This window comes from Sphingomonas sp. (genome assembly GCF_036269755.1).
GTDB lineage: Bacteria > Pseudomonadota > Alphaproteobacteria > Sphingomonadales > Sphingomonadaceae > Sphingomonas.
Window position 1 is genome coordinate 122530 of the sequence record NZ_DATBDV010000014.1, and the last position, 12643, is coordinate 135172.

At 66.2% G+C, this 12643-nt stretch carries 15 protein-coding genes; 3 read left to right on the forward strand and 12 right to left on the reverse strand.

Annotated features, from left to right (window positions below):
* Positions 1–96 precede the first annotated feature (96 nt).
* From der to panB, 5 genes are all read right to left on the reverse strand, one after another.
* Positions 97–1467: a ribosome biogenesis GTPase Der gene (gene der / locus VH326_RS10070; protein ID WP_329631680.1), complete on the reverse strand. Its 1371-nt coding sequence runs from the start codon at positions 1465–1467 to the stop codon at positions 97–99.
* A gap of 216 nt (positions 1468–1683) precedes the next feature.
* On the reverse strand, positions 1684–3012 hold the full coding sequence (locus tag VH326_RS10075) for a PQQ-binding-like beta-propeller repeat protein (RefSeq protein ID WP_329631681.1): 1329 nt from the start codon (positions 3010–3012) through the stop codon (positions 1684–1686).
* On the reverse strand, positions 3013–3696 hold the full coding sequence (locus VH326_RS10080; RefSeq protein WP_329631739.1) for a tetratricopeptide repeat protein: 684 nt from the start codon (positions 3694–3696) through the stop codon (positions 3013–3015).
* A gap of 132 nt (positions 3697–3828) precedes the next feature.
* A complete protein-coding gene (locus tag VH326_RS10085; RefSeq protein WP_329631682.1) occupies positions 3829–4140 on the reverse strand; it encodes a GIY-YIG nuclease family protein in 312 nt (103 codons plus the stop codon).
* Positions 4141–4196: 56 nt separating this feature from the next.
* Positions 4197–5069, reverse strand: a complete 873-nt coding sequence (gene panB, locus VH326_RS10090; protein ID WP_329631683.1) for a 3-methyl-2-oxobutanoate hydroxymethyltransferase — start codon at positions 5067–5069, stop codon at positions 4197–4199.
* A gap of 123 nt (positions 5070–5192) precedes the next feature.
* Between panB and VH326_RS10095 the strand changes: the two genes are divergently transcribed.
* Positions 5193–5609: a hypothetical protein gene (locus VH326_RS10095; RefSeq protein WP_329631684.1), complete on the forward strand. Its 417-nt coding sequence runs from the start codon at positions 5193–5195 to the stop codon at positions 5607–5609.
* Between the two features lie 2 nt (positions 5610–5611).
* A complete protein-coding gene (locus VH326_RS10100) occupies positions 5612–5824 on the forward strand; it encodes a helix-turn-helix transcriptional regulator (RefSeq protein WP_329631685.1) in 213 nt (70 codons plus the stop codon).
* A 17-nt stretch (positions 5825–5841) separates the two neighbouring features.
* On the opposite strand, the gene VH326_RS10105 is transcribed toward VH326_RS10100, so the two are convergent.
* The 5 genes from VH326_RS10105 to VH326_RS10125 all read right to left on the reverse strand — a co-directional run bounded on the left by VH326_RS10105 (position 5842) and on the right by VH326_RS10125 (position 7711).
* On the reverse strand, positions 5842–6285 hold the full coding sequence (locus tag VH326_RS10105; protein WP_329631686.1) for a hypothetical protein: 444 nt from the start codon (positions 6283–6285) through the stop codon (positions 5842–5844).
* Positions 6286–6425: 140 nt separating this feature from the next.
* Positions 6426–6767 carry an arsenate reductase gene (locus VH326_RS10110; RefSeq protein WP_329631687.1) on the reverse strand — a complete coding sequence of 114 codons (342 nt, stop codon included), beginning with the start codon at positions 6765–6767 and terminating at the stop codon, positions 6426–6428.
* A complete protein-coding gene (locus VH326_RS10115) occupies positions 6764–7138 on the reverse strand; it encodes a type II toxin-antitoxin system VapC family toxin (RefSeq protein ID WP_329631688.1) in 375 nt (124 codons plus the stop codon). Before VH326_RS10115 ends, VH326_RS10110 begins: the two co-directional genes overlap by 4 nt.
* Positions 7122–7415, reverse strand: a complete 294-nt coding sequence (locus VH326_RS10120) for a type II toxin-antitoxin system prevent-host-death family antitoxin (protein ID WP_329631689.1) — start codon at positions 7413–7415, stop codon at positions 7122–7124. Before VH326_RS10120 ends, VH326_RS10115 begins: the two co-directional genes overlap by 17 nt.
* A gap of 32 nt (positions 7416–7447) precedes the next feature.
* Positions 7448–7711: a CBU_0592 family membrane protein gene (locus VH326_RS10125; protein ID WP_329631690.1), complete on the reverse strand. Its 264-nt coding sequence runs from the start codon at positions 7709–7711 to the stop codon at positions 7448–7450.
* A gap of 103 nt (positions 7712–7814) precedes the next feature.
* Here VH326_RS10125 and VH326_RS10130 point away from each other — a divergent pair, with 103 nt between their 5' ends.
* The gene (locus VH326_RS10130; protein ID WP_329631691.1) at positions 7815–9737 is read left to right on the forward strand and encodes a TonB-dependent receptor; all 1923 of its coding nucleotides are present in this window, start codon (positions 7815–7817) and stop codon (positions 9735–9737) included.
* A 10-nt stretch (positions 9738–9747) separates the two neighbouring features.
* On the opposite strand, the gene VH326_RS10135 is transcribed toward VH326_RS10130, so the two are convergent.
* Both VH326_RS10135 and guaA read right to left on the reverse strand, forming a co-directional pair.
* Entirely contained in the window at positions 9748–10929 is a 1182-nt protein-coding gene (locus VH326_RS10135; protein WP_329631692.1) for a winged helix-turn-helix domain-containing protein, read from the reverse strand.
* 44 nt (positions 10930–10973) lie between these two features.
* Positions 10974–12530, reverse strand: coding sequence for a glutamine-hydrolyzing GMP synthase (gene guaA / locus VH326_RS10140; protein ID WP_329631693.1), 1557 nt, complete (start codon positions 12528–12530; stop codon positions 10974–10976).
* Positions 12531–12643: the final 113 nt, after the last annotated feature.

The following is a 12643-nucleotide window of genomic DNA, read 5'->3' on the forward strand; positions in this document are numbered from 1 at the left end:
TCGATACCAGCTTCTAGCAAGCGGGGGTAAACGAGGGGTTGATAACGCGACGCCTGCCCAATCGATAAGTGACTGGCGTGCCTGATTTTCCTGCGATCAGTCCTTGGAACGGTCGAACGGGTTCTTGGGCGCGCGAAAAGTCAGCCGTACCGGCACCGCGCCGAACCCGAGATCGCGGCGCATCGAATTGATCAGATAGCGCTCGTAGCTCGCCGGCAATTGATCGACCCGCGTGCCGAAAATGACGAAGCTCGGCGGCCGGGTCTTGACCTGCGTGACATAGCGCATCTTGACTCGCTTGCCCCCCGGCGCGGGTGGCGGATTGGCTTCGATCGCGCGTTCGAACCAGCGATTGAGCTCACCCGTGCCGACTCGTTTCGACCATGCCTCGCGAGTCTCGAACGCCGCGCCGAGCAATTGGTCGATCCCCTTCCCAGTCGCGCCCGAGACGGTGATGACGGTGACGCCCTTGACCTGGCTGAGCCCGTCCTCGAGCGCTTTCTTGACGCCGTTGAACAGCGACGAAGCGTTTTCGGCGACGTCCCATTTGTTGAGCGCGATGACGAGCGCGCGGCCTTCCTCGAGCACGCGATCGGCGATTCGCAGGTCCTGCGCCTCCAGACCCAGCGTCGCGTCGAGCAGCAGCACCACGACCTCGGCGAAATCGACCGCGCGCAGGGCGTCGGCGACCGACAGCTTCTCGAGCTTGTCCTGGACCTTGGCGCGCTTGCGCATGCCCGCGGTGTCGATCAGGCGAACGTCGCGCGGGCCGTTCCTGGGGTCGTTCCACACCCAGTCGATCGCGATCGAATCGCGCGTGATCCCCGCCTCGGGCCCGGTGATCAGGCGGTCTTCGCCGAGCATGCGGTTGATCAGCGTCGACTTGCCCGCATTGGGCCGCCCGACGATCGCCAGCTTGAGCGGCGCGTCGGGGCGCTCGTCATCCTCCTCTTCGGTCGCCTCTGCAGGCTCGGGGAAGAAGGGCAGCAGCACGTCGAACAGATCGACCATGCCGTCGCCGTGTTCGGCCGACAGACCGATCGGATCGCCGAACCCGAGCGACAATGCCTCGAGCATGCCGGCCTCGCCGGCGCGCCCCTCGGCCTTGTTCGCGACCAGAATGACCGGCGTGGCGGAGCCGCGCAGCCAGCGCGCGATTTCCTCGTCGAGCGGCACCAGCCCGGCGCGCGCGTCGATCAGGAACAAGGCGACATCGGCCTGCGCCACTGCCGCTTCGGTCTGCTGCCGCATCCGGCCCGGCAGCGTCGCTGCGTCGAGGTCTTCATACCCCGCAGTGTCGATCAGGCGGAAATCGAGCCCGATCAGGTGTGCGTCGCCCTCGCGCCGGTCGCGCGTGACGCCGGGCTGGTCGTCGACCAATGCGAGCTTCTTGCCCACCAGTCGATTGAACAGGGTCGACTTGCCGACATTGGGTCGGCCGATAATGGCAATGGTGGGTAAGGGCATGGCGCGCGTGTAGCGGGGGGAATACAGTACGTCACGCCCTCTCCCCTTGGGGGAGAGGGATACGAAGACTTGGCAGCTCGCTGCCTGGTCGGAGCTGGGAGAGGGGTGCGGTCCGCAGGACCGCGCGGAACTGCGTTCCGCATCACCCTCTCCAAGCTACGCTAGGCAGCAAGCTGCCAAGCTTTGCTATCCTCTCCCCTCAAGGAGAGGAAACTCTTACCGATACGCCGTAACCCGGCCCCTCTCGTCGAGCGTGTAGAGCGTGTTGTTGGCGACCACAGGGCCGAGCGTGAAGCCCACCTTGTTGTCGATCGTCTGGCCGACCGTGCCATCGCCGGGATTGACGAACACGACTTCGCCGAGCGAGCTGGTCAGTATCAGCCGCCCGCCGGCGAGCACCGGCCCGTACCAGGTCAACGGCCCCGATTTCTTGTTCTTCTTCTCGGTCTTGAACGCCCGCAACTGGCTGATCCAGCGCACCTTGCCGGTCGATCGCTGGAGGCAATAGAGCTTGCTCTCGTCGGTCACGACGAACAGCCATTCGCCCGCCAGCCAGGGCGTCGAGATGCCCGCGAAATTCTGTTCCCAGATGCGCTGGCCGCTGGCCAGGTCGAGCGCGACCATGCGGCCGCCCTGACCAAGCGCATAAACCTGGTTCTGGTCGATCACCGGGTCGGCATCGATGTCCGACAGGCTCGACACCGAGGTCGAGATGCTGGTGCGTGACAGCGCGTCGCCCCACAGCGTCCGGCCGTTTTCATAGCGATAGGCGTTGAGCTCGCCCGACGAAAAGCCGGCAACGATCGTGCTGCGCGCCACCGCGGGCGCCGCCACGCCGAACACGCCCTGCGATTCGAGGCTGCCCGACGCGCTCCATTTCTGCGACCCGTCGGCGATCGACAGCGCGAACAGCTGGTTGTCCTGGCTCAGTACGTAGAGCTGGTCGACGCCAATCGTCGGTGAGCCGCGCAGCGGGCCGCCGGGCTTGACGCGCCAGATCTCGGCACCGGTATTGGCGTCGAACGCGACCACATCGCCCAACCCGTCGGTCGCGTAGACGCGCCCGTTTTCGACGCTGGCGCCACCGCCGAACCGCGCCGCCTTGTTCTCGCTGCCCTTGGCGACCGGCACCGTCCACAGCGCCGCACCGGTGGCGGCGTCGAAGGCGTGGAGCATCGCATCGACGTCGACGACGTAGAGCTTGCCGCCCGCGATCACCGGCGAGCTTCCCAGCCGCTCGCGGTTCGATCCCGCCGGGATCGTCGCGGTCCAGCTTCGCGCGACGGTGTCGCCGAGCGCCACATGCCCCATCGATTTCTCGGCGTTGCCGCCCGATTGCGCCCAATCGGCGTTGACCGTGGCGGGCGGCAACAGCACTTGCAGACCGCTGATCGCGGGATCGAGCTTGGCGTCGGTCTCGGACACCAGGATCGGCACGCGATCGCCGACCGTCGGGGTCTTGCGCCCGCCGCCCTTGAACACGCCGCACCCAGCGAGCGCGGTCAGCGCCATCACCGCGATCGGAACCCGCCACTTCGTCGTCATTTACTTGCCCTTCTGGTCGGTCGTGCCGACATCCACAGCATCGACGCCCTGAACCGCGCGTTGACGGATCGAATCGGGGACGTTTTCGCTTTCGGTGATGGTCTTGAACATCGCGCGCGCCTGGTCGGGCTTGTTGAGCCGCAGATACGCCATCGCGACCATCTCGCCGGCGCTGCCCAACCACGCGGAATCCTTGGTCGCCAGCGGCCGCATCCGGTCGATGACGGTTTGCGGCGCGAGGCTGTCGAACTCGATATTGGTCTGGCGCACCAGTGCGTAATCGCGCAGCGGCTTGCCGATCGAAGTATCGGCGGCGACCGCGGCGAATTTGGCGACGGCATCCTTGGTCTTGCCGGCCTGGGCCAGCTGGTTGGCTTCGGTCATCCGCGCAATCGCGCGATAACCGGGTGCGCTTGCGTCATCGAGCTCGGCGAGCGGCGCCTTGGCCTTGGCGGCATCCCCCGCCGCCAGCGCATCGAACGCGCTCTGCAGCTTGACCGCCTGCGCTTCGGCGCGGCTGTTGTTCCAATAGCGCCAGCCGAGCACGGCCGCGAAGATCAGGAGTCCGGCAACGATCGCACCGACGATCAGCCGGCCGTGCGACGTCCACACCCCCGCGATCTGGTCGCGGCGCAGCTCCTCGTCGACCTCGCGCAGGAAAGCTTCATCGGTATTCGGCGTCACGGCCAAGGTGTAGGCTCCGATTGTGGTGGGAATTGGGTCGGCGGACCTTAGCGGGACGCGGGCGAAACGCAACGAGCGTTAGGGAAACAACCGTCACCCCGGCCTTTGTGCGGGGTCCGCGTCCGCGCTTGGCTAAGCGGCCAATGGTGGCAGGCCGAGGCCGACGGCAAGATCGTGCCACGCCGGATTTTCAAGCTCGATCAAGTTGCGTTTGAATTCGCGGCGGTACCGTTTGAGTTGCTTCTCGCGCGAAATCGCCATCTCCATCGTCTCGGCCACCTCATAATAGACCAGCCGCTTGATCCCGTACCGCTCTGTATAGCCGTCGAACGTGCCGTGGCGGTGCTGGATGATGCGATCGATCAAATTCGAGGTCACGCCGACATACAGTGTGCCGTTATACGACCTCGCGAGGATATAGACGCAGGGGATTCGCTCTCGCATCGGTGCCATCGTGTGCCGAACCGCGGACCCCGGCACAAGGCCGGGGTGACGCGTGCTTAGCCCTTCACCGCGTACACCTGCTCGTCCCCCGGAAACGTCCGCGCCCGCACCTCCGCCGCATAGCGCGCGGCGGCGTCGCTGATGCGGCCGGCCATGTCGTCGAAGCGTTTGACGAATCTGGGCGTGCGCTCGAACAGCCCGAGCATGTCTTCGGCGACGAGCACCTGGCCGTCGCACGCCGCCGACGCGCCGATCCCGATCACCGGTATCGCGCTCGACTCGGCGATCCGGCGCGCGAGCGGCTCGACCACGCCCTCGACCACCGTCGAAAAGGCGCCCGCCGCCGCCACCGCTTCGGCATCCGCGAGAATCTTCGCTTCCTCGGCATCGCCGCGCCCGCGCGCGCCATAGCCGCCGAGCGCGTTGATCGCTTGCGGCGTCAGCCCGACATGCGCCATCACCGGAATGCCGCGCTCGGTCAGGAACCGAATCGTCGGCGCCATTGCCGCGCCGCCTTCCATCTTGATCGCGGCGCAGCCGGTCTCGGCGAGCACCCGCGCTGCGCTCGCGAAGGCGTGCTCGGGCGAGGCTTCGTAGCTGCCGAACGGCATGTCGACCGCGACCACCGCGTGATAGCTGCCGCGCACCACCGCCGCGCCATGCGCGATCATCATGTCGAGCGTGACCGGCAGCGTCGAGGGCAGCCCGTACACCACTTGCCCCAGCGAATCGCCGACCAGCAGCAAGTCGCAATGCGGATCGAGCAACTGCGCCATCCGCACCGTGTAGGCGGTGAGCATGACCAAAGGCTCGGCGGTCGTGCCATCGACCTTGCGCCGCTGGATCGCGGGCACGGTCAGCCGCTTCATCGGCGCCGGCGTCGGATGCGCGCGGCTGGTCGAAGTGTCGATCGTGAAGGTCGTGGACATGCCGGCGCCCCTACCCGTTTCGCCAAGCGCTCGCTAGCGTCCACACCCTGCTTGCTGATCTCTGTTGACATAATGTTAGATAAATATAACACTACGCGTATCGATTCGAACATGAGGTACGCGATGTCATTCAGAGAAAAAACCGCCTGGATCGCGCTCGCCGCCATCCTGATCGCCGCCTCTATCTATTTTGGCACGCTCGTCGCGCATCGTGGCGACCCGTCGCACGCCTTCGCCGTCGGACTGTTCCTCAAGGTGGTCTTGCTACAGACGGTGATCACCGCCGCCGCAACCATCGTCGCCGCGATCGCCTCCCCCGCCGATGCCCGCGCGCCCCGCGACGAGCGCGACCATATGGTCGCTGCGCTCGCCGCCGGGCGAGCTTATTATCCGCTGCTGATCGGCGTTGCGGTGACCTCGGCGACCATCCACTTCGGGGCGACGGCGTTCGACCTGCTCAATGGCATGCTCGCGATGATCATGCTGGCCGAGGCGTGGCGCTTCGCCACGCAGATCGTCCTCTATCGCCGGGGGGCCTAAGCGTGGCCGATCCTCCGATCAGCAACCAGATTCGCCTGCTGCGCTTCCTCGCGGGCGAGATGACCCAGGCCGAACTGGGCGACCGCATCGGCATGACTCGCCAGACCGTCGCGGCGATCGAGGCGGGGAAATATTCCCCCACGCTCGAAGCCGCATTCCGCATCGCGCAAGTGTTCGGCAAGCCGCTCGACGAGGTGTTCCGCTGGGAGGGCTGAACGTGCCCTCCCCTCGTCTAGCGCTGGCCGATCCAGCCCTTGCGGGCGGCCATGCTCGAAAACCAGATCGCGAACGCAGCGACCAAGGCGATGAAGATCGGGAACGGAACGGTCTTCGCCGCACCCTGGTGCGCGACCATGTCGGTCATCGCGAAGATATAGCCGAACTGGATCACCACCGCGACCAGCGAGATCCAGAACAGGATCACCGCGCGCCGCTCCTTCAACAGCAGCGCCAGGCCGCCGAGCAGCCCGCCAAACGTCGCGACGGCGTAACACCAATTGTACCATATTGGCAGCGCGGCATAGAAGGCGAGATGATAAGGCGTGTGCTCCCACATCGCCGACATCGCGCCGTGCTGAATCTGGTCGACGCAGAAATAGACGCCGATCGCGTCCCACGCGACCAGCAACAGTGCCACGATCCAGAACCAAGCCGGCGGTTTCACTCCGGTTGCCATCTTACCCACCCCTCCTCGTTTCGATGGCGGAAAGACTGCGCTTCGCGGCGGGCGATGGCAAGTTCCCCGCTCCCGTCATGCCAGCGAAAGCTGGCATCTCATGTGGTACGAGACCCCAGCTTTCGCTGGGGTGACGGTGATTATAAACGTGCCGCTTCCCACAGGTCAGGCTTGAACCCAGCGAGGAGCACGCCGTCTCCCTCGACGATCGGCCGCTTGATCATCGATGGCTGCGCGAGCATCAGCGCCACCGCCTTGTCCGCCGTCAGCCCGGCCTTGTCGCCATCGGGCAGCTTGCGGAAGCTCGCGCCGACGCGGTTGAGCACCGTCTCCCAGCCGAGTGCAGCGACCCAGCGCCGCAAGTCGCGCTCCTCGACGCCGGCTTTCTTGTAGTCGTGGAACGCATACGCCGTCCCACGCGCTTCGAGCCAGCTTCGCGCCTTCTTGACCGTGTCGCAATTGGGGATGCCGTACAGCTTCACCACAACGTTTCCACTGGATAGCGGCGCATTGTTTTGTCCGCGGTGACCAGCGTCAGACCGGCCAGGCGCGCATGCGAAACAAGCATCCGGTCCGCGGGATCGCGATGCAGCGGCGGCAGCGTGGCCATGTCCGCCCACGTGGCCGCCGGCAAGTCCAGCACGGTAAAGTAAAAGCGGTGCGACAGCTCGGCAATATCATAGGGCGCGCCGATCCGATGGCGTTCGCGCAAATCGGTGAACTCGCACGCCGTGACGGCGCTGACGAACAATTCGGTATCATCGGCGGTGATCTGTTCGGCGATCGCCGGCTTGAGCCGTTTGTCGCCCGCCGGCAGCCAGATCAGTATCTGGGTATCAAGTATCAGGCGCACCGAACTTACGCTCGAAACGTTCCTCCAGATAGTCGTCGACACGAAAATCCGGGACCGTCAATTCTTCTTCCGAATACCGGCCGCGGTGCAGCCCGAAATTTTCTCGACGCCGCCGCCCGATCTCCTGCCGCCGCTCGGCCAGGCGTTCGGGTCGGGGCACGAGGTCGGCAACCGGGACTCCCGCCTTTTGCAAGACCACGTCTTCGCCACGCAGAGCCGCCTCCACCAATTCGGACAGTCGCGCCTTCGCTTCGCCGATGTTGACGTGGATGGTCATGCCGGAAAGGCTAGCTTGGCCAACCCCCTTGGTCAAGCAATCCGCCGGAGGCGCCACAAGGTGTAGAGCCCGATTCCCGCCCACACGACGTTGAGCGTGGCCGACGGGATCGCGCCGTTATAGCCGCTGTTGACGACGAAGCATGCCGCGCCGACGACGTTCATCGCCTGGTACAATCGCGACTGCCCGCTGAGCCGGCCGGTCGACAACAGGATGTAGGCGGCGAGGATCAGCGCGGCGCCGGTCCAGCCGATCGCTTCGATCAGAATGTGCCGTAGAATCATCGCGCCGCGCATGCCGCCGATCGCCGGGGGCGTCCACCGCTGCGTTAAGCCGATGTTCAGCGGTTGACGCCGCAATACAGTGTCATAAGGCGTTAACACGCTAAGGGAGGGATCGATGGCGCGATGGGGATCGGTGGCGCTCGGCGTGCTGCTGGCGGGCACGGTGCTGCCGGCTGCCGCACAGGACCGGACCGACGACAATGCGGTGACTCAGGCCGAGGACGGCTTCGGGTTCAGCGTGGGCCGCGAATCGCTCGGCATCTACAGCGCCGGAAACGCGCGCGGCTTCTCGCCGACCGCCGCGGGCAACGTTCGGATCGAAGGACTCTATTTCGATCCGGCGATCGGCCTGTCGAGCATCATCGAGGATTCGACCAGCATCCGGGTTGGCCTGTCGGCACAGGGCTATCCGTTCACCGCGCCGAGCGGGATCGTCGACCAGGTGCTGCGCCGGCCCGACGCGAAGGCTGGCGCGTCGATCCTGATCAACGGCGACAGTTATGGCTCGTACGGGATCGAGATCGACGGCTCGCTGCCGCTGAGCAAGACGCTGTCGCTCGGCTATGGCGTCACCGGCGGGCGCACCGCCTATCCCGACGGGACCGACAATTGGAACCACGGCCAGGGGCTGATCCTGCGCTGGCGCCCTGCGCCCGGCGTCGAGATCATGCCGTTCTGGACGCTCTACAACGATTATAACGACGAAGCCGGGCCGTTCTACGTTCCCGCGGGCAACTACCTGCCGCCGCAGCCGCCACGGCATCAGTTCGACGGGCCGGGATGGGCCGATTTCCGCTTCATCGGCACCAATCAGGGCGTGCTCGCCTCCTACGCGCCGAGCAAGGACTGGCTGGTGCGGTTGGGCGCGTTTCGGTCGGTGTTCGATCAGCGGACCAGCTTCGCCAACCTGCTGCTCGGCCTCCAGCCCGACGGCACCGCCGACCGGTTGATCATCGCCGATCCGCGCGCCAAGAACGTGTCGTTGAGCGGCGAGCTGCGCGTCACGCGGAGCTTCGTCGACGGCCCGCGGCTCCACGTCCTTCACCTCTCGTTACGCGAGCGCGACGCGCGCAAGCCGTTCGGCGGGTCGGACGAAGTCGATCTCGGCCCGGCGCGAATCGGCGTGCCGGTCGTTTCGCCCGAGCCCGCGTTCGTGTTCTCGCAGCCCTCGCTCGACCGAGTCCGCCAGACCACGCTGGGCGTCGCCTATGACGGGCGGTGGAAAGACGTCGGCGAAGTCAGCGTCAGCGTCTCGCGCGCGGCGTATCGCAAGACCACCGATCTGCCGGGCGTTCCACCGATCGTGTCGCGCTCCAACCCGTGGCTCTACAACGGCACCGCCGCCGGCTATCTGTCGAAGGCGATCAGCGTCTATGCCGGCTATGCCCGCGGGCTCGAGGAAAGCGGCATCGCGCCGCCCAACGCCGCCAACCGCAACCAGCCGCTGCCCGCGATCCTGACCGAGCAGAAGGACGCCGGCTTGCGCTGGAACGTCACCGGCAACGTCAAGCTGATCGCGGGCGTATTCGACCTCAGCAAACCCTATTTCGGGTACAACGCGGCGAGCGTCTATACGCAGATCGGGACGATCCGCAGCCGCGGCGCCGAATTCTCGGTGTCGGGCAACATCACCAAGCGATTGAACGTGGTCGCCGGCGGCTTCTTCCTCGACGCGCGCGTCGTGCGCGATCCCACCGCGCTCGGCAATATCGGCCCGCGTCCGGCGGCGCTGCCGGGGCATTTGATCAACCTCAACCTCAACTGGCGCACGCCGTTCGTCGACGGGCTGTCGCTCGACACCTCGATCGTGCAGCGCGATCGCGTGCCGTCGACCACCGATAATCTCGTCTCGCTGCCGCCGCGCGCGACGGTCAGCCTCGGCGGGCGCTATCGTTTCAAGCTGATGGACAAGAGCGCGACGTTCCGGCTCCAGATGGGCAACGTGTTCGACAATCGCGGGTTCAACATCGCCGGGCCCGGAATCTACGGTGCCAATAACGGGCGGTTCATCACGGGGTATCTCGCGATCGATGTGTGAGCGCGGGGAGTCATCGCTCTCCCCGCACGATCCCGCCGATCCTGACGTCGGTCAGGCTTAGCCATTCGGCCATCCGGCCGAGCTCGGCGCGCAACCGATCCGCGGTATCGTCCGGCGTGTTTGGTTCGAACGTCACGCGATGCGCGAGCAAACGGCCATTTTGCCGGTCGGCCTTGAGGTCGACGCGCGCCACGAGAGCTTCGTCGAGCAGGAACGGCAGCACGAAATAGCCGTGAACGCGCTGTGCGGCGGGGACGTAGATCTCGATCCGGTAGCGGAAGTCGAACAGCCGCTCGGTCCGCCCGCGCTCCCAGACCAGCGGATCGAACGGCGCCAGCAACGCGGCGCCCCGCACCCGGCGCGGCACGCGCGCATCGCGATGCAGCCAGGCTTTCTGCGTCCAGCCCTGCACGCGCACGGGGATCAGTACGCCCTCCTCCGCCAGGGCAGCGATGGCATGGTCGCCCTCCCCGGGCTTGAGCCGAAAATAGTCGCGCAGGTCCGCCGCAGTCGCGACCCCGAGCGCGCGAGCGCTACGCTCGATCAGCGCGCGCTGCGCTACGGCGGCATCGGGCGTGGGCAGATCGAGCACTGCCCGCGGAAGCACCCGTTCGGTCAGATCGTAGACTCGCTCGAAACTGGCACGGCGAGTCGCGGTGGTGATCTTGCCCGACCAGAACAGCCATTCGAGCGCCAGCTTGGCGTCGCTCCACGTCCACCATCCGCCTTGGCTGCTCCCCGCCGCGAAGTCCGACGCAGCCAGCGGTCCCTCGGCGGCGATGCGATCGAGCACTGCGGTCGCCTCTGCGCGGCGCTCGGCGGCGAACTCGCGAAGCATCCGCCAGCCGATCTCGCCGCGCTCGGCCCGCGCCATGCGCCAGCGCAGCAAAGGATGGAGATCGAGCGGCAGCAGCGAGGCCTCGTGCGCCCAATATTCGAACAGCCGCCGATTGCGTTTCGGGCCCCAAGCGTCGTGCTCGAGCAGGGTGCGATCGTAGCTACCGAGCCGCGAGAAGGCCGGCAGATAGTGCATCCGCGCCAGCACGTTGACGCTGTCGATCTGGTAGAGGCCGAGCCGATCGATCGTGCGGCGAAGGTGCGTCGCGCCCACTTTGTCCGGGTGGCGCGCGCCGAAGCCCTGTGCGGCGAGGAAGATGCGCCGCGCCTGCTTGAGTGAAAGCGACTGGCTCACGCCTTGGAGCGCCTAGCCGCGTCGAGCGATGGTCGCGAGGCGCACTACTCCCACTCGATCGTGCCGGGCGGCTTCGACGTATAGTCGTACGTCACCCGATTGATCCCACGAACCTCATTGATGATGCGAGTCGCGACGCGCGACAGGAACTCGCCCGAGAAGTGATAGGCATCGGCGGTCATGCCGTCGACCGAGGTCACCGCGCGCAACGCCAGCACGTTGTCATAGGTCCGCCCGTCGCCCATCACCCCGACGCTGCGCACCGGGAGCAGCACCGCGAATGCCTGCCAGATCGCGTCGTACAGCCCGGCGTTACGAATTTCCTCGAGATAGATCGCGTCGGCCTTGCGCAATATGTCGCACCGCTCCTTGGTCACCTCGCCCGGAATGCGGATCGCCAGTCCCGGCCCGGGAAACGGATGCCGCCCGACGAACACGTCCGGCAGCCCAAGCTCGCGCCCGAGCGCCCGCACCTCGTCCTTGAACAATTCGCGCAGCGGCTCGACCAGCTTCATGTTCATCCGCTCGGGCAAACCACCGACATTGTGGTGGCTCTTGATCGTTACGGACGGCCCGCCGGTGAACGAGACGCTCTCGATCACGTCGGGATAGAGCGTGCCTTGCGCGAGGAACTCGGCGCCGCCGATCTTCTTCGCCTCGTCCTCGAACACGTCGATGAAAGTCTTGCCGATGAACTTGCGCTTGGCCTCAGGCTCGGTGACGCCGGCCAGGCCATTGAGGAACAAGGTCTCGCAATTCACGTGCACCAGCGGGATGTTGTAATGTCCGCGGAACAGCGAGACGACCTGATCGGCCTCGCCGCTGCGCATCAGGCCGTGGTCGACGAACACGCAGGTCAGCTGGTGCCCGATCGCCTCGTGGATCAGCACCGCCGCGACCGCGCTGTCGACCCCGCCCGACAGCCCGCAAATCACGCGCTTGTCGCCGACCTGGGCGCGGATCTCGGCGATCTTGGCGGCGCGGAACTCGGCCATCGACCAGTCGCCGGTGAGCCCGCAGACGTGCCGCGCGAAATTGGCGATCAGCCTGGCGCCGTCGGGGGTGTGGACCACCTCCGGATGGAATTGCATCGCGTAATAGCGGCGCGCGTCGTCGGCGATGACGGCGTAGGGCGCCCCGGTGCTTGCCGCGACCGGACGGAAGCCCGGCGCAAGCGCGGTGACCTTGTCGCCGTGGCTCATCCACACCTGGTGCCGCTCGTCCTCGGCCCACAGCCCGTCGAACAGTTCGCAGCCATCGTCGATCTCGATGAACGCGCGCCCGAATTCGCCGCTGTCGCCCAGCTCCACGGTGCCGCCGAGCTGGTGCATCATCACTTGCTGGCCGTAGCAGATGCCCATCACCGGCAGTCCGCTGTCGAGGACCGCCTGCGGAATGCGCGGGCTATCCTCATCGAGCACGCTCGCCGGGCTGCCCGACAGGATCACCCCCTTGGGCTTCATCCGCGCGAATGCGTCGGCGGCGAGCTGGAACGGCGCGATCTCCGAATAGACCCCCGCCTCGCGCACCCGCCGCGCGATCAATTGCGTCACCTGGCTGCCGAAATCGACAATCAGGATCGAGTCGCTGGGCTGGGTCATGCGCGTGGTAGCTACGCGAGCCCCGCTTGCCCGTCCACCCGGAGCGAAGCGGCCGATCCCTGCCGAACTGATCCAGGTCAACTCGTTAAAATAAGGCGAAAAACGCGGAACGG